Origin of the sequence: Exiguobacterium sp. s133 (assembly GCF_018618595.1) — a bacterium.
Taxonomy (GTDB): Bacteria; Bacillota; Bacilli; order Exiguobacteriales; family Exiguobacteriaceae; genus Exiguobacterium_A; species Exiguobacterium_A oxidotolerans.
In genome coordinates, this window is sequence record NZ_JACSMK010000004.1 from 171,701 (window position 1) to 188,242 (window position 16,542).

15 protein-coding genes are annotated in these 16,542 nt (G+C 45.8%); 14 read left to right on the forward strand and 1 reads right to left on the reverse strand.

Annotated features, from left to right (window positions below; genetic code table 11):
* Positions 1 to 12 precede the first annotated feature (12 nt).
* The 12 genes from KNP96_RS07780 to KNP96_RS07835 all read left to right on the forward strand — a co-directional run bounded on the left by KNP96_RS07780 (position 13) and on the right by KNP96_RS07835 (position 12,284).
* Positions 13 to 411 (forward strand): cytidine deaminase, encoded by a 399-nt coding sequence (locus KNP96_RS07780; RefSeq protein WP_214769902.1) that lies wholly within the window; start codon positions 13 to 15, stop codon positions 409 to 411.
* Entirely contained in the window at positions 404 to 1,312 is a 909-nt protein-coding gene (era, locus tag KNP96_RS07785) for a GTPase Era (protein ID WP_029332941.1), read from the forward strand. Before KNP96_RS07780 ends, era begins: the two co-directional genes overlap by 8 nt.
* 3 nt (positions 1,313 to 1,315) lie before the next feature.
* On the forward strand, positions 1,316 to 2,065 hold the full coding sequence (recO, locus tag KNP96_RS07790; protein WP_029332942.1) for a DNA repair protein RecO: 750 nt from the start codon (positions 1,316 to 1,318) through the stop codon (positions 2,063 to 2,065).
* Between the two features lie 285 nt (positions 2,066 to 2,350).
* On the forward strand, positions 2,351 to 3,241 hold the full coding sequence (gene glyQ / locus KNP96_RS07795; RefSeq protein WP_029332943.1) for a glycine--tRNA ligase subunit alpha: 891 nt from the start codon (positions 2,351 to 2,353) through the stop codon (positions 3,239 to 3,241).
* Positions 3,234 to 5,294, forward strand: coding sequence for a glycine--tRNA ligase subunit beta (gene glyS / locus KNP96_RS07800; RefSeq protein ID WP_214769904.1), 2,061 nt, complete (start codon positions 3,234 to 3,236; stop codon positions 5,292 to 5,294). The genes glyQ and glyS overlap by 8 nt, the downstream gene beginning before the upstream one ends.
* A 19-nt stretch (positions 5,295 to 5,313) precedes the next feature.
* A complete protein-coding gene (gene ccpN, locus KNP96_RS07805) occupies positions 5,314 to 5,943 on the forward strand; it encodes a transcriptional regulator CcpN (RefSeq protein ID WP_029332945.1) in 630 nt (209 codons plus the stop codon).
* Positions 5,944 to 5,957: 14 nt separating this feature from the next.
* Entirely contained in the window at positions 5,958 to 6,767 is an 810-nt protein-coding gene (locus tag KNP96_RS07810; RefSeq protein ID WP_029332946.1) for a pyruvate, water dikinase regulatory protein, read from the forward strand.
* 136 nt (positions 6,768 to 6,903) lie between these two features.
* Positions 6,904 to 8,691 carry a DNA primase gene (gene dnaG, locus KNP96_RS07815; RefSeq protein ID WP_159173848.1) on the forward strand — a complete coding sequence of 596 codons (1,788 nt, stop codon included), beginning with the start codon at positions 6,904 to 6,906 and terminating at the stop codon, positions 8,689 to 8,691.
* A 34-nt stretch (positions 8,692 to 8,725) separates the two neighbouring features.
* Positions 8,726 to 9,811 carry an RNA polymerase sigma factor RpoD gene (gene rpoD, locus KNP96_RS07820; RefSeq protein WP_012369736.1) on the forward strand — a complete coding sequence of 362 codons (1,086 nt, stop codon included), beginning with the start codon at positions 8,726 to 8,728 and terminating at the stop codon, positions 9,809 to 9,811.
* A 155-nt stretch (positions 9,812 to 9,966) separates the two neighbouring features.
* Positions 9,967 to 10,308 (forward strand): cytochrome c550, encoded by a 342-nt coding sequence (gene cccA / locus KNP96_RS07825; protein ID WP_029332948.1) that lies wholly within the window; start codon positions 9,967 to 9,969, stop codon positions 10,306 to 10,308.
* 144 nt (positions 10,309 to 10,452) lie between these two features.
* Entirely contained in the window at positions 10,453 to 11,169 is a 717-nt protein-coding gene (locus KNP96_RS07830; protein ID WP_088836560.1) for a tRNA (adenine(22)-N(1))-methyltransferase, read from the forward strand.
* Positions 11,169 to 12,284 carry a Nif3-like dinuclear metal center hexameric protein gene (locus tag KNP96_RS07835; protein ID WP_214769907.1) on the forward strand — a complete coding sequence of 372 codons (1,116 nt, stop codon included), beginning with the start codon at positions 11,169 to 11,171 and terminating at the stop codon, positions 12,282 to 12,284. Before KNP96_RS07830 ends, KNP96_RS07835 begins: the two co-directional genes overlap by 1 nt.
* 390 nt (positions 12,285 to 12,674) lie before the next feature.
* Here KNP96_RS07835 and KNP96_RS07840 read toward each other — a convergent pair whose 3' ends face one another.
* Complete coding sequence (locus KNP96_RS07840) at positions 12,675 to 13,622, reverse strand: 4-hydroxy-3-methylbut-2-enyl diphosphate reductase (protein ID WP_029332951.1); 948 nt, start codon at positions 13,620 to 13,622, stop codon at positions 12,675 to 12,677.
* Between the two features lie 147 nt (positions 13,623 to 13,769).
* Between KNP96_RS07840 and KNP96_RS07845 the strand changes: the two genes are divergently transcribed.
* Together KNP96_RS07845 and KNP96_RS07850 are read left to right on the forward strand one after the other, a co-directional pair.
* Complete coding sequence (locus tag KNP96_RS07845; RefSeq protein WP_088836563.1) at positions 13,770 to 15,557, forward strand: two-component system sensor histidine kinase NtrB; 1,788 nt, start codon at positions 13,770 to 13,772, stop codon at positions 15,555 to 15,557.
* Positions 15,547 to 16,500: a sugar ABC transporter substrate-binding protein gene (locus KNP96_RS07850; RefSeq protein WP_214769909.1), complete on the forward strand. Its 954-nt coding sequence runs from the start codon at positions 15,547 to 15,549 to the stop codon at positions 16,498 to 16,500. The genes KNP96_RS07845 and KNP96_RS07850 overlap by 11 nt, the downstream gene beginning before the upstream one ends.
* Positions 16,501 to 16,542 lie beyond the last annotated feature (42 nt).

Sequence of the window (16,542 nt, forward strand, 5' to 3'; positions counted from 1 at the left end):
GGGAAAAATGACATGAAAACAGAACAATTACTCGAACAAGCTAAAATTGCACGCGAAAAAGCGTACGTTCCATATTCGAAGTTCCAAGTCGGAGCTGCTCTCTTAACAAAAGACGGACAAATCTTCCACGGGTGTAACATCGAAAACGCCGCTTACGGTCTCTGCAACTGTGCAGAGCGGACAGCCGTCTTCTCAGCATGGGCACAAGATGCACGTGAATATGCAGCGATGGCTGTCGTAGCAGACACGGAAGGTCCAGTAGCACCATGCGGACAATGCCGCCAAGTCCTGTTCGAAATGTGTGATGCAGATATGCCAATCTATTTGACGAACTTAACAGGTGATGTCACAGAAACAACCGTTGGCGCATTGTTACCAGGTGCGTTCACGAAGGGAGATCTCAATGTTTAAAGAAGGATTTAAATCGGGATTCGTCTCGATCATCGGTCGTCCGAATGTCGGGAAATCGACGTTTTTGAACCGTGTCATCGGTCAAAAAATTGCAATCATGTCAGATAAGCCACAGACGACACGAAACAAGATTCAAGGTGTTTACACAACGGATGATGTGCAGACGGTCTTCATCGATACGCCAGGAATTCATAAACCAAAGCATAAGCTCGGTGACTTCATGATGAAAGTTGCGACAAACGCTTTGCGTGAAGTCGATGCGATTCTCTTCATGATCAACGTGACGGAGCCAAAAGGAAAAGGCGACGACTTCATCATCGAGAAGTTGAAAGGCCTTGATACGCCAATCATTCTCGTCATGAACAAGGTCGACTTGATTCATCCGAATGACATTCCGCCAATCATTGAGTCGTATAAAGACGAATTAGAGTTTGCAGCGGTCGTGCCGATTTCTGCTCTTCAAGGTAATAATGTTGAACCGCTCCTCGGTGAGGTTGCGAAACTTTTACCAGAAGGACCGATGTATTATCCGGCCGATCAAGTAACGGATCATCCGGAACGCTTTATTATCTCGGAAATGATTCGCGAAAAAGTCTTACAAAAAACACGAGACGAAGTACCGCATTCGATCGCAGTTGCGATTGATCAAATCAAAACACGTGAGGACGGCAATATGGTCGACGTCCACGCGACGATTTTAATCGAACGTGATTCGCAAAAAGGCATCATCATCGGGAAACGTGGGGCACTCCTCAAGGAAATCGGGTCTGAAGCACGGACGGACATCGAAATGCTTCTCGGAACGAAAGTCTATTTGAACCTATGGGTCAAAGTGCAAAAAGACTGGCGTAACAAAGCCGGACAATTGCGTGAACTCGGCTTCCGCGACGATGAGTATTAAGCGATGATTGATAAGGCGGAAGGGCTCGTATTACGAACGGTCGTGTATGGTGAATCGAATAAAATCATCACGTTGCTGACGCGTGAATACGGAAAGCTCGCCGTCATGGCTCGTGGTGCGAAGAAACCGGGTAGCCGGTTTAATGCAGCAAGTCAGCCGTTTATTCGAGCGGTCTATGTCTACCCGAGGTCACGTGGACTCGGTCAATTAAAATCAGCGGATGTCATCACCGGGTATTCACATATCCGGCAAGATGTCCTCTTGATGTCATATGCGATGTACCTGCTCGAACTTGCGGATAAGGCACTTGACGAACGCGTCGCCTATCCGACGTTGTATGATTTATTCGTCGACGGACTGGAGGCGATGGACGAAGGACTTGATCCGGATGTCGTATCGTTCATTGTTGAACTACGCTTGTTGCGTCATCTTGGTATCGCTCCGCACTTAAACGGCTGTACGATTTGCGGGAGTACGGAAGCACCTTTCGCCTTTTCGCTGAACCATGGCGGACTGCTCTGTAAGCGCCATCGTCATGAAGATGAGTATGCCGTATTCTTGCAGGAGTCAGTTGCAAAGATGCTCTATGTCTTTTCCGTCTATGATTTTTCACGGATCGGTACGGTCACGGTCAAGCCGGAAACGAAACGATTACTGCGTCAAATCATGGATGCCTACATGGAACGTTATAGTGGACTTCGGTTACGATCGAAGCGCGTTCTCGATCAATTGCTCAACCTTGAGAATGATTGACAGACTACGCGTACGTTCGGTAGAATAAGTGCGGAAGAACTAACTAAACGAACACGATGAGAAAAAGGAGTAGCACCTCCTCTTCATTCAAGCGATTCCAGGATAGTGTGAGCTGGATATGAAACGGGTGTGAACGGCATTTTTGAGTGTTCCCGTAAAAGAGTGGCATGCTACGCATGCAAGTAGGGTGGAACCGCGGGCTTGTCTCGTCCCTATGTACAACCATGTTGTACATAGGGACGTTTTTGTGTTTCCTTATAAATTTTGGAGGTGGATCTCTTGAAAATGACAGTACAAGACATGATTTTGACGTTACAGAAATTTTGGGCGGAACAAGGTTGTTTGACGATGCAAGCATATGATGTAGAAAAAGGTGCCGGGACGATGAACCCGATGACATTCTTACGGAGCTTAGGACCAGAACCGTGGAACGTTTGTTATACAGAGCCGTCACGTCGCCCGGCTGACGGACGATACGGGGAAAACCCGAACCGGTTGTATCAACATCATCAATTCCAAGTCATCATGAAACCGTCTCCTGACAACATTCAGGAACTCTACTTACAAAGTCTAGAACTCCTCGGCATCAATCCGCTTGAACACGACATTCGTTTTGTCGAAGACAACTGGGAAAACCCGACGTTTGGTGCAGCAGGTCTTGGCTGGGAAGTCTGGTTGAACGGGATGGAAATCACGCAATTCACATATTTCCAGCAAGTTGGTGGAATTGAGTGTAATCCGATTGCAGTGGAAATCACGTATGGTATCGAGCGTCTCGCGTCGTATATTCAAGATGTCGAAAGTGTCTTTGACTTAGTCTGGACGGACGGGTTCCGCTATGGCGATATCTTCTATCAACCAGAATTCGAACATTCCAAATATACGTTCGAGACATCAGATGTTGATTTATTGTTCACATTGTTTGATCAGTATGAAAAAGAAGCGAACCGGGCGCTCGACGAAAACCTTGTGTTCCCGGCGTATGACTACATCTTAAAATGCTCACATACCTTTAATTTGCTCGATGCAAAAGGAGCGATTTCCGTCACGGAACGAACAGGATTCATCCACCGTGTCCGGAACATGTCGCGCCGTTGTGCTCAAAGTTTCATCGAAGAGCGGGAACGTTTAGGTTTCCCATTGATTAAATCGAAAGCTGGTGAATCACATGCATGAATTATTACTTGAAATCGGTCTCGAAGAAATGCCGGCACGCTTCGTCTTGCAGTCTGAAACACAACTGAAGGAACGTGTAACGACATTTTTGACAGAAGCACGGATTACATTTGATACAGTCGAAGCCTTTTCAACACCGCGCCGTCTCGCTGTTCTCGTTAAAGGAATCGCGGAACGCCAAACGGATTTGGAAGAAACGTTAAAAGGACCAGCTAAACGAATCGCGCAAGATGCAGACGGGAGCTGGACGAAAGCGGCGGAAGGATTTGCTCGTGGAAAAGGATTGACGACAGATGATCTATTCCTTGGTGAAGAAAAAGGAGTCGAATACATCTATGCGACGCGTAAGGAAGCAGGACAAGAAACAGCGACGTTATTGACGGGGCTAAAACAAGTGATCGAGGCGATGAACTTCCCGAAAAACATGCGCTGGAGTACACAACCGCTCCGTTACATGCGTCCGATCCGTTGGTTGATTGCCTTACTTGACGATCAAGTCATTCCGTTCGAAGTCGCATCAGTCGAAACAGGACGGACGTCACGTGGCCATCGTTTCCTTGGTCAAGACATCACGATTTTACGTCCGAATGCGTATGTCGAAGCATTGGCTGGTGAGCATGTCATCGTCAGTTATGCAACACGCCGCCAAATGATTGAAGAACAAATCGAAGCACTAGCACAATCAGAACAATTCGAAGTACCGATCGATGCGTCACTGCTTGAAGAAGTCACGAACCTCGTCGAATATCCAACTGCCTTATTCGGTGCGTTTGACGAAGCGTACCTTGAATTGCCGGAAGAAGTCTTAATCACGACGATGAAAGAGCACCAACGCTACTTCCCTGTAAAACGTAATGGTACGTTACTGCATTATTTCGTGACGGTGCGTAACGGGAACGCGCAACACATCGAGAACGTCGCCCGCGGAAATGAAAAAGTCATTCGTGCCCGTCTTGCCGATGCGCAATTCTTCTACGAAGAAGATAAGAAAGCGGATATCGACGCACAAGCAGCCCGTCTCGACAAAATCGTCTTCCATGAAAAACTTGGAACGACGGGTGAAAAAGTTCGCCGCGTACGTGAGATGGCGCTTGCGCTTGCAGACCGCTTCTCAGCCGACAGAACAAAAGTCGATCGTGCCGGTCATATCTATAAATTCGATCTCGTCAGTCAGATGGTCTATGAGTTCACGGAGCTCCAAGGTTTGATGGGCGAGCGTTATGCAAACATGAAACAAGAAGACAAGGAAGTCGCAGCGGCGATCCGCGAGCACTACATGCCACGCTTCGCTGGGGATGAAAGTCCGGCGACACCAACCGGGACGCTACTTGCCGTCGTCGATAAGTTGGACAGCGTCGCTGGCTTCTTCGGTGTTGGTATGATTCCAAGCGGTTCTGCCGATCCTTATGCGTTACGCCGCCAGGCTCAGGGAATCGTCCAAGTCTTAGCGGATCGCAATATCCAAATGACACTCGTTGAACTGATTGATTTCGTAGTGACAGCTCAAATTAAAGCAGGTCTTTATCAGACAGATGCAGAATCAGTAAAAGTGGCGATGCAAGAATTCTTCAGTCAACGCCTCAAGTTCCGTTTATCGGAAAAAGGGTATCGTCATGACGTCGTTGAAGCAGCACTTCAACTTGATATGACGGTCGGAGCGAATGAAAAACGAGCAGCAATGCTTGAAGCGGCGACGCAACGGGACACATTCAAGAAAACAGTCGAACAGTTGAGCCGTGTACTCAACATCTCGAAAAAAGCGGAAACGGTCGTTACTATCAATCCGGAGCTTTTTGAAAATGAAGCGGAACGTACTTTACATGAACGAATCGAACAGGTCATTCCACAAGTCGCAGCGGCAGTAGAGCAATCTGATTTCGAAACAGCGATGGGCGCACTTGAATCAACGGTTCCAGCCATTACAGCCTATTTTGATGGGACGATGATCATGGCAGAAGACGATGCGATTCGATCGAACCGTTTAAGCGAAATGAAACGTTTCGCGGACGCGATTCAAGCGGTCGCACGATTCAATGCACTCACTTTAGTGTAAACAAAGGACGGATGAGCCGATGAAGTTAAATGAACGGCAGAAAAAGATACTCCAAATCGTCAAAGAAAATGGTCCGATCACAGGAGAGCAAATTGCGTCCGAGCTCTCCTTGACGCGGGCGACATTACGACCAGATCTCTCGATTTTGACGATGACAGGAATGCTCGAAGCGCGTCCGCGCGTCGGGTATATGTATGTTGGTAAAAAGAACGCCTCGATGCTTCATGAGAAACTCGACACGTTGACAGTCGGCGAGTTCATGTCTTCTGCCAAGGTGATTCATGAGAGTATGACCGTTTACGACGCAATCGTTCACTTATTCTTAGAAGATGTCGGTTCGCTCTTCGTCGTTGGCAATGATCATGCACTCGTTGGTGTCTTATCACGAAAAGACTTTTTACGAGCTGCAATCGGGAACCAAGAACTCGATTCATTGCCCGTTAATATCATCATGACGCGGATGCCGAACTTGACAGTGTGTGAGAAAACGGAAACATTGATCGGGGCCGGGATGAAGTTGATCGAAAAACAAATCGACTCGATGCCTGTCGTTGAAAACAGTGATGGCATCCTGAAAGTCGTCGGACGGATGACGAAGACGAACATGACGAAAGTACTGGTCGCGTTAGCAAGAGATGAAGAAATTTAAGAGGAGGCTCACAGATGAGACAACGTATTTATGTAGTCAGTGATTCAGTGGGTGAAACGTGTGAACTTGTTGTTCGTGCAGCAGCGATTCAATTTCCGGAGCGGGCGATTGAAACAGTCCGGATCCCATTCGTCGATGACGATCAAGTGATTTATGATCTCGTTTTGCATGCGAAAGAAGAGCGGGCGACGATTGTTTATACGATCGTCCATGCGAAGCACCGTCGTTTGCTTGCGGAGACGGCGAAGGCTCACGAAGTCGAAGCAATCGACTTACTTGGACCGTTGCTTGATACGATGGAAGATCGACTCGGGATGCAACCGAAAGAAGAGCCAGGGCTAATTTATCGTTTGGATGAGGAATACTTCCGGAAAATCGAAGCAGTCGAATTCGCTGTGAAGTATGATGACGGTCGGGATCCGCGTGGAATTAAACGAGCTGATATCGTCTTGATTGGTGTTTCACGAACGTCGAAGACTCCTCTCTCACAATACCTTGCTTTGAAACGGTACAAAGTTGCGAATGTTCCTCTCGTTCCGGAATCTGTACCACCAGAAGAACTTTTCGATATTCCGAAAGAAAAGTGTTTCGGATTATTGATTTCTCCTGAGAAGTTGATTGATATCCGGATGGAACGGTTACGTTCGCTTGGTTTGAAACCGGAAGCTGCCTACGCACAAATCGATCGCATCAATCGTGAACTTGATTATGCGAAAAAATTGTATGAGCGGATTGGCTGTCAAATCATCGATGTGACAAATAAGGCAGTTGAAGAAACAGCGAACTTGATTTTGACGGGAATTTCAGGAAAGGCACATGACTAGTCAAGAAAGTACTTGCGTAGTATACTAGTCTAGCTGATAAATGAGATGATGCAATTTTTCCAATGAAACGGAACGAGTATTCGTTCCGTTTCATTGCGGGTATATATATAAGAGTTGAGAAGAGGAGGTGGGACGATTGAAAAGAATTCCGGATGAACTGGTCGATCAGGTTCGCCAAGCGACGGATATCGTTGAACTAATCTCTGAACGTGTAGAATTAAAAAAACAAGGGAATCGGTATTCAGGGTTATGTCCATTCCATTCAGAAAAATCCCCCTCTTTTTCGGTCTCGCCTGATAAAGGAATGTATTATTGTTTTGGTTGTGGAGCGGGCGGAAACGCCATCACCTTCGTCATGGAAACGGAAGGGATGAGTTTTCCGGAAGCCGTCTCGAAACTCGCTGATCGAACGGACGTGACATTACCGGAGTTCGAGCGATCTGATCAGACTGAATCGACACCAGATCAAGAAAAGAAATACCGGATGCGTGAAGCGCATCGAATCGTTGCTGATTTGTACCATGAAGTCATGTTACAGACAGCCGCTGGTGACGCCGGTCGTGAATATCTTGAAAAACGGGGAATTGGCGAATCGGCGATGCGTGAATTTAAACTCGGCTATGCTCCAGACCAAGAACGTTTTACAGTCGACTCCTTGACCCGGCGTAATTTTGACTTGGATGAAATGGTGGAAGCTGGATTGATTTCTGTAGGTAGAGATGGCGATTATCGCGATCGATTTAACGGCAGGGTCGTCTTTCCGATTTCAGATCGTGATGGCACGGTTGTTGGATTCAGTGGACGTTCCATTGATGGAAGAGACCCGAAGTACGTCAATACGGCAGAGACACCGCTCTTCAATAAAAGTGAATTACTGTTCGGTTTTGCACAAGCACGGGGCGCGATGCGTAAAAATAAACAAGTTGTGCTCGTAGAAGGCAATTTAGATGTTGTACGAGTCGCTCAAGCGGGTATATCCTATACCGTAGCCTCTTTAGGAACGGCCTTAACTCCTGTCCATGCACAAAATCTTGGACGGATCGTCGATGAAGTCATTATTTGCTATGACGGAGACAAAGCCGGTCGGGCAGCGACGATTAAAGCATTACGTCTTCTTGAAGATGTTGCGGTAGATTGTTCCGTCATTCGGCTACCGGATGAAGAAGATCCGGATTCGTACATCGGAACTCATTCCGAAGAAACATTTATTCGTCTAGTGGAACAAGAACGGGTTTCAAGTCTTGAATTCAAATCTTTTTATTTTCGTCAAGGAAAAAACTTGCGATTAGAAGGAGAACGCGTTCGATATATTGAAACTATGCTTGAGGAGATTAATCGGACAACGAATCCTCTGCTTCGAGATATTTATCTTGGTAAGCTAGCGGAAGAATTCCAGTTATCGAAAGAATCGTTATTGTCACAAGTGAAACCGTTACAAGCACCTAAAGTAAAGCAGGAACGTCGCGTCGAACGACAAACGAACGTCGCAGCACCTCAAGACCGAACATTTACGAACTGGAAGCGGGCAGAACGTTTTTTACTTGCTTACATGATTCGGTCAGAGGAGGTTGGAATGGAAGTCCGAGATCAACTCGGAGTCGATTTTAATGATCCGGCGCATCAGCTGATCGCCGGTAAATTATATGAGTTTTATGGAGCAGGTGCTCCGGCAAATCCGGACCGCTTCTTGACGATGTTACAAGATGCATCGCTTCAACGAATCGTCGCCGATTTAGAGTTTATGCTCATGCCGGAGTACGATCCGGATTTGTTGAGTCATTATATACGCGCCGTTCAAAATGAACGACAACGACGGACACTCGATGAAGAGAAGTCACGTTTGAATCAACAAACAGATATCCGTGCTCAAGCGGAACTAATGCAGGCAATCATCGAACGGAAACGACGCTTAAAAGATCGATGACCTGTTGCATGATGTGGAAGGAGTGTATGGTTCGATGGCAGAAAAAGCAAGATCAGAAGCAGAAATACTCCGTCTCGCGAAGGATGAACTAATCGCGCTCGGACATAAAAATGGGGAACTATCGCATCAAAAAATCGAAGATAAGCTCAGCTCATTTGAATCGATGGATGCGCAACAATTTGAAGAGTTTCTTCAATTGTTAGAGACTGAAGGTATCAAAGTAAACAACGATGGTACGGGTGACGATAAAGAAGAGGCGGATTTAAACGATCTCTCTGTCCCACCAGGTGTTAAAATCAATGACCCTGTCCGGATGTACCTGAAAGAAATCGGTCGTGTCGATCTCTTGAATGCAGAGGACGAAGTCGAACTTGCAAAACGAATTGAACAAAACGATGAAGAAGCGAAAAAGCGTCTTGCTGAAGCGAACTTACGTCTTGTCGTCTCGATTGCAAAACGTTACGTCGGACGTGGTATGTTGTTCCTCGACTTGATTCAAGAAGGAAACATGGGATTAATCAAAGCGGTCGAGAAATTCGATTATACAAAAGGATACAAATTCTCGACCTACGCAACATGGTGGATTCGTCAGGCGATTACCCGTGCGATTGCTGACCAAGCACGTACAATCCGGATTCCGGTTCATATGGTCGAGACGATCAATAAATTGATTCGTGTTCAACGTCAGCTCCTACAAGACTTAGGACGTGAACCGACGCCTGAAGAAATTTCAAAAGAGATGGAAATCACACCTGAGAAAGTACGTGAGATTTTAAAAATCGCTCAAGAACCGGTGTCACTCGAAACACCAATCGGGGAAGAGGACGATTCGCATCTCGGTGATTTCATTGAAGATCAAGACGCAACGGCGCCTCAAGACGCAGCTGCGTATGAATTATTGAAAGAACAACTTGAAGATGTCCTCGATACATTGACGGACCGGGAAGAAAACGTGTTACGTCTTCGTTTTGGTCTTGATGATGGTCGGACACGGACGCTTGAAGAAGTCGGTAAAGTATTTGGTGTTACGCGCGAGCGGATTCGTCAAATTGAAGCGAAAGCTTTACGTAAACTTCGCCACCCGAGTCGTTCAAAACGTCTGAAAGACTTCTTGGATTGATTTTAAAAGTGTGAAGAAAATATGAAAATTTGGTGAGAAGGAAGAAAAAGTTTTGTTTTTTTCTTCCTTCTCTGTTTTTTTTACAGTAGAATAGTAACGGGGAATACCATTCAGTCACCAACTTGGTTGGGTATAGAATATGGGGGGAAATCCAAATGCGTAATCCATTAGTACCGTTCGCAGCGATTGCGATCATCGCAATCATTGCCATGATTTCATTGTCATACTTTGGCGTAGATCAGGCGAAAGAAGCTGAAAAGGGTCCATCAACAGCTGAAATGAAGCCAGAAGATCTATTTGCATCAAAAGGATGTACAGGATGTCACGGCGGCAATCTCGAAGGCGGAGCAGGTCCGAACTTAACTAAAGTCGGTGCGAAGCTTAAAGAAGAAGAAATCAAAGACATCGCTATGAATGGTAAAGGGCAAATGCCTGGGGGTCTTGCTAACGACGAAGAAGCCACTGTTTTAGCGAAATGGCTTGCAGAAAAGAAATAAGTCAAAAACATCTGTCTCTTCTCCGAGATAGGTGTTTTTTTCTTGTACGAATTTGGGAAAAGCCATACAGCACGGTATTTCTTTTTTGGGCTAAGTCAGCTATTTTAAAAAGAGATGGATTAGAAAGAGGAAGGATGACATACATTGCAAACACACGTCACATTAGATCAACGATTAAAAAAAGTAGTCTCATATATTCCACAAGGAGCAGTCCTCGCGGATATTGGTTCCGATCACGCATTCGTCCCGTGTTATTGTATCCAACAAGGCTTAGTCGAACGTGCCATCGCAGGCGAAGTCAATGTGGGGCCGATGGAAGCGGCACAAGGGCAAGTCGCGCTTGTTCAATTAGACGAACAGATTGAAGTACGTCTCGGGAGTGGTTTGACGGTTCTCACTCCAGGAGAAGTAACGGCTGTGACGATTGCCGGCATGGGTGGAACGCTCATCGCAACGATTTTAGAGGAAGGGAAGGCGCATTTATCGGGCGAAGAACGCTTGATTCTTCAACCGAACGTCGATGCTGTCGATGTTCGAAAATGGTTACTTGAACATGGATATGCGTTACTGTCGGAAGCCATCGTTAAAGAGAATGGAAAGATTTACGAGATTCTCGTTGCAGAAAAAGGAGAAGAAATGATTTACGCAGAGGACGCGGACATCCGGAAGTGGGAATTGTTATTTGGACCGCAACTCATGCGAGAAAAAGCACCTGCTTTCATTGAAAAATGGCAAGCAGAACAACAAAAGCGTCAATTTATTTTAGAACAAATGCAGCGTGGGAATGACTCGGAGCTCCTCCAAGAAAAAATCACGACAATCCGCCGCTTGATCGAAAAAATGGAAGAGGTGACGAGCTGATGGCGAACGGTCAATTCATTATCGAACAGTTCGAAGCATTTTCACCGAAAAAATTTGCGATGCCGGGGGATCCGATCGGTCTACAAATCGGTACGCTGAATAAAGACGTGAAGCGTGTCATGGTGACGCTTGACGTCTTGGAGTCGGTCGTCGATGAAGCAATTGAAAAAGGCGTCGATTTAATCATTGCCCATCACCCGCCGATTTTTAGTAAATTAGCGCAAGTCAACGATCAATCGGCGACTGGAAGAATCGTCATGAAGTGTATCGAACATAAGATTGCCGTTTACGCGGCACATACGAATCTCGACGTAACGCAAGGCGGTGTTAATGATTTGATGGCAGAAGCCATCGGACTGACCGACACAATGGTTTTGTCACTTACATTTGAAAACGCGGTCTATAAGCTTGTTGTCTTCGTTCCGCAAGAAGCCGTACAACAGGTATCAGAAGCGCTTACGAAGGCAGGAGCGGGACAAATCGGTGCTTACAGCGCCTGTCAGTTTCATAGTGTAGGGACTGGGCAATTTAAACCTGAGACTGGGACAGTACCTTACATTGGCAATGTCGGACAAGTCGAACGAGTTTCTGAAGTCCGAATTGAGACGATCGTTACGGAACTGAATCAAAAACAAGTGATTCGTGCGATGAAAAAAGCGCACCCCTATGAAGAAGTCGCTTATGATATCATGCGCCAGGAGCGGACAGCTGAGCCGTTAGGGCTTGGCAGAATCGGTTACCTCGAACGACCGGTGTCGTTACGTCAGTTCGCAGAGCATGTCCGTGATGTGTTCGGTGTTGAAAACCTGCGTTTTGTGGGAGAATCGGACCGCCTCATAAAAAAAGTCGCCGTACTCGGTGGAGACGGCAATAAACATGTTTCAACAGCGGCGTTTGCCGGGGCAGATGTCCTCGTGACGGGCGATCTGTACTTCCACGTCGCCCATGATGCAATGGCGCTCGGCTTAGCAGTCGTCGATCCTGGACATCACGTCGAGTCAGTCATGAAACAAGGCGTCGTCAATGAGCTGAAGAAACGTTTTGAGGAACGAAAAATCCGCGACGTCGAATTGGTCGTCTCGACGGCAAATACGAATCCATTCAAATTTTTATGAACGCAAAAAACTGTACTTTAAAGTGCAGTACAGTTTTTTGCGTGTAGACAAAGTGATATCGGAAGATAAAAGCGTCATGTTTCGTTGCTTTTCCCGTAGGAGTCAACGAAACATGACGCTTTTTAGGTAATACCGTGACGAAAATCCAGGCATGCAGACGGTTTAAAGCGAAATCCGTCTTGAATCGCTTTAGAACCGCGAAAAGCAATCGGTCGCGACCCTGCAGCTTTGCTGTAACGGCGCGGAACATTGCCGCTTTGAAGACGAGGCGAGACAGGGAAGCGCGAACTGATAACATCTCGCTATAGAATTTTAGTTCTTTATAAGAGTTTGTCTACAGTCTAAAAACCGTACGGAACCTTAAGGTTCCGTACGGTTTTTAAATGTCTATTACAAGATTTTTACTTTTGGTAAAATCCGACGCAATTCAAGAAATGGTGTTTTATCATGTGTGCTGATATCAGCTGGGTCATACTGCTGTAAGAAATCGATGACTTTTTTCGTGATTGGTGTTGGTGTAGAAGCACCTGAAGTGACACCGACTTGATTCACGCCTTCGAGCCATGTTAAATCAAGTTCAGTCAAATCACCGATACGATGAGCTGGGGTACCTGCGATATCAAATGAAACTTGTGCCAAGCGATTCGAGTTGTTCGAACGTGGATCGCCGACGACGATCACAAGATCACAATCGCCCGCTTGATCGGCGACAGCTTCTTGACGGACTTGCGTCGCGTTACAAATTTCATTATGGACTTCGACGTGCGGGTACTTTTTACGGACATGTTCCATTAAGGCCTGGACATCCCATTGGCTCATCGTCGTTTGATTCGTGACGATGATTTTTTTGGTTGATAAGTGGGCAGGCAATGCTTCGATGTCTTCGACTTTTTCAATCAAATGGACATGTTCAGGAGCGACGCCAACTGCACCTTCTGGTTCCGGGTGTCCGTGTTTTCCGACGTAGATGACTTCATAGTCATCAGCGACGACAGTCCGGATTAAATCATGTGTGCGCGTGACATCAGGACATGTCGCATCGACGACTGTTAATTTTTTTTCAGCAGCGCGCGCATAGACGGCAGGTGAAATTCCGTGCGCTGTAAAGATGACCGTTCCTTCTTTAATGGTTTCGAGTGCTTCAAGACGATCAGGACCATCAACTGTCAAAACACCCATTCGTTCAAATTCATGTGTAACGTGAGCATTATGGACGATCATACCGAGAATATGGATAGGTCGTGGCAAGTTTTCATTCATTGCGGCTTGTTGCGCTAACTTCATCGCGTCAACGACACCATAACAATAACCACGAGGGCTGATTTTTTTTACTAACATAAGTGTTGATTCTCCTTTAGCGTAGAAAGAATGATTAGTTAGAGTGTACCATTGATTGCAGATGATTGAAAATAGAGGAGTCTATTCAAGAGTGATAACATGATATACTAATTGAGTTGTAAAAATCATGGAGAAGGAGGCAATACGTTGGAGACAAAAAAGATGATGCGGTCTTACTTTTTTCAAATCACCGCTGTTTTGTTCATTCTAATTTGTCTGGTCATCGCGGCACTTGCTTTCACAGCTGACCGTGTGACGATTTCACGGGTTGAACAGCAAACGGAAAAACAAAGTGAAAACAGTGTTGAGGTCTCGAGCAACGCACTCCGTGATAGTATCGGGAATTTACATGAAGAAATCATGGGTCTGCAATTGAATGTCGACAATATGAATGAATTAGAACGAGTCGTTCGCGAAACGAACTTACTCGATATCGATACGGGTTTTAAGAGTTTCTTCTACTATGATTTAAAGACTAAAAAATTCACATGGTTTTCTAGTGAAGATCGACGCATCCGAAATTCAAAGATTCTAGAAGATGATGATTTTCTTCAGGCCTTGACGAGTACAGACTTTCATATGAGTAAACGATATCCGTTACAGTCGGATTATCTCACGTATATGTATGTTCCGGTTCGTAACGGCAGTGAACGGGTTGGGATTTTTGGTGGTGGATTAAGTCTGATGAATTCACTTGTCTTTCGAAATTCACTCGAATCGTTCGACGACGAAACGATGGCCTATCTTTTTAACAGTAAAGGAGAGCCACTCGCGACTTCGCGAAACCTCGTGACCGACAAAGAACGTGTCTTGACTCAAAGTGTCGTCGACCGGGCATTTCAAACGGTAGAACCATACGATATCTTCAGTACGAACAAAGACATGTATTATTTTGCACGTGATTTAAAAGTGACGGATTGGAAAATTCTTGTTCGGACACCCCGGAGTGTCTTTTACGAACCCGTGTATACGACACGGCAACAATATCTTGTCATCGCAGCGTTGACGCTCGTCCTCAGTCTAATCGTCGGGTACCTCATGTCACGTCAACTGACAGCACCCTTACTCGAGCTCGTACAAAAAATCGAAAAAAGCACGACGCCACAACCGATTGAATTGGAACGATCGGGGTCGAACGAAGTAAAAACATTAGTGTCTGCTTACAATGAGTATGCCCAGCGGATGGAAAACGCGCGAGTCGAACAATTGAGTCAACAACAAGCGATGTTACACCAAGAAAAATTAGCCTCGCTCGGTCAGCTCGCGGCAGGAATCGCGCATGAAATCCGCAATCCATTGACGCCAGTCAAAATGACGCTCCAACTTTTGACGGAGCAAGAGAACAATAGTCCGGAAATGTTGGCGTTAGCCTTATCAGAACTAGATCGTGCCAACGCAATGATTGAGACGATGCTCGACCTCTCTAAAGGTGGCGGCGAGGTATTAAAGATGTCGATGATTGACATGAACGAATTCATGAAAAAATTTAAATTCATCATGGAAGCAGAAGCGCGTTTACACGCCGAGACATACGCAGAAGCAGCAGATTGTAAAATTTATACGCCGGCGCATATGCCGAATCTCTATGCCTCTGAAAATGGATTGTCACAAATCTTGTCGAACTGTGTTCGTAATGCCTTACAAGCAGTGCAGTCGCGTGGTGCAGATGGGATTTGTCATTTGCATCTACACGTCTACACGAATCAATTCGTCTTCATTGTTCAAGATAATGGTGTCGGCATGACAGAACCCCAACTCGAAACGATTGGGCAAGCCTTTAAGACATCGAAAGCGGATGGCAATGGTTTAGGTCTCTATATGTCAAGTCGCATCGTTCGTGAGCATAATGGAAAAATTGAGTTCGATAGCAAGGTTGGTGTCGGTACGACAGTCCAAATTCACTTACCACGAGGAGGAGACCAGGATGAAGTTTAATAAGTCATGGTTGCTTGTCCTCTTTGTTTGGACGGCCTCAATCCTGCTGATTTCAAATCTGTTCGTAGGTCAGGAGGAAAATCCTGACCGTGACGTTGTCGCCTTTACAATCGTCAACGATAAACATGAATTCGCCCAACGGTTGATTACAGCGTTTAAAGCCGAGGCAAAAGTAAATAAGTATGAAGCCGTCGTGGCGACGTCACATAACTCCCGCATCAGTGAACGAGAGCAAATTCGTGAATTCATCAAATTGAAGGTCGACGCGATATTTATCACGACGTTTGACGATGTTTATATTACGAGCGCATTAGAAGAAGCAGAAAAAAATGGGATTCCCGTTTTTGCGATTGACCGATTGATTCGATCTGATGCAGTCGTCAGCTCGGTGACGTCGAACAATCAGATGATTGGTGAACAACTTGCTTCATATGTCAAAAACGAACTGATTAGACGAAATGGAACTGCAACAGGAAAAGTCGTTGAAATTACGGGGACGACGAACATACACACGACGAATGAACGGCATACCGGATTCGTCAAAGGAATCGTGACAGAACCCGGGATATCGATTGTCAATTCAGCAAGTGGTGACTATGATCCGGTGACATCAGAACGCGTCATGCGTCGGATCATCGAGTCCGGTACGGAATTCGATGCGGTCTACTGTCACAATGACGATATTGCGTTAGGTGTGCTCGAAGCCTTGAAAAAAGCAGACATTTCCGGAAAAATAGTTGTCGGAATCGACGGGAATCGTGCTATATTAGAAGCTGTTGACATGAAATCGATGGATGCGACGGTTGTCCAGTCCGCTGAAGAGATGATGCAAGTCGCCTTCAGCGCGTTGAAGCTTCATACGAAAAATAAAAAAATTCCAGATCGTTTCTATACGTATTCTTATCTGTATGACGGTAGTAGACCCATACCCATGTTGAACTAAGTAAATAGATGATAAAAGTGACACAATCACTTTTAGTTGTTT

Excerpts from the sequence above, each read along its gene's own strand:
- KNP96_RS07780 (WP_214769902.1), top strand. The coding sequence starts at position 13 with ATGAAAACAGAACAATTACTCGAACAAGCTAAAATTGCACGCGAAAAA.
- era (WP_029332941.1), top strand. The coding sequence starts at position 404 with ATGTTTAAAGAAGGATTTAAATCGGGATTCGTCTCGATCATCGGTCGT.
- recO (WP_029332942.1), top strand. The coding sequence starts at position 1,316 with ATGATTGATAAGGCGGAAGGGCTCGTATTACGAACGGTCGTGTATGGT.
- glyQ (WP_029332943.1), top strand. The coding sequence starts at position 2,351 with ATGACAGTACAAGACATGATTTTGACGTTACAGAAATTTTGGGCGGAA.
- glyS (WP_214769904.1), top strand. The coding sequence starts at position 3,234 with ATGCATGAATTATTACTTGAAATCGGTCTCGAAGAAATGCCGGCACGC.
- ccpN (WP_029332945.1), top strand. The coding sequence starts at position 5,314 with ATGAAGTTAAATGAACGGCAGAAAAAGATACTCCAAATCGTCAAAGAA.
- KNP96_RS07810 (WP_029332946.1), top strand. The coding sequence starts at position 5,958 with ATGAGACAACGTATTTATGTAGTCAGTGATTCAGTGGGTGAAACGTGT.
- rpoD (WP_012369736.1), top strand. The coding sequence starts at position 8,726 with ATGGCAGAAAAAGCAAGATCAGAAGCAGAAATACTCCGTCTCGCGAAG.
- cccA (WP_029332948.1), top strand. The coding sequence starts at position 9,967 with ATGCGTAATCCATTAGTACCGTTCGCAGCGATTGCGATCATCGCAATC.
- KNP96_RS07835 (WP_214769907.1), top strand. The coding sequence starts at position 11,169 with ATGGCGAACGGTCAATTCATTATCGAACAGTTCGAAGCATTTTCACCG.
- KNP96_RS07840 (WP_029332951.1), bottom strand. The coding sequence starts at position 13,622 with ATGTTAGTAAAAAAAATCAGCCCTCGTGGTTATTGTTATGGTGTCGTT.
- KNP96_RS07850 (WP_214769909.1), top strand. The coding sequence starts at position 15,547 with ATGAAGTTTAATAAGTCATGGTTGCTTGTCCTCTTTGTTTGGACGGCC.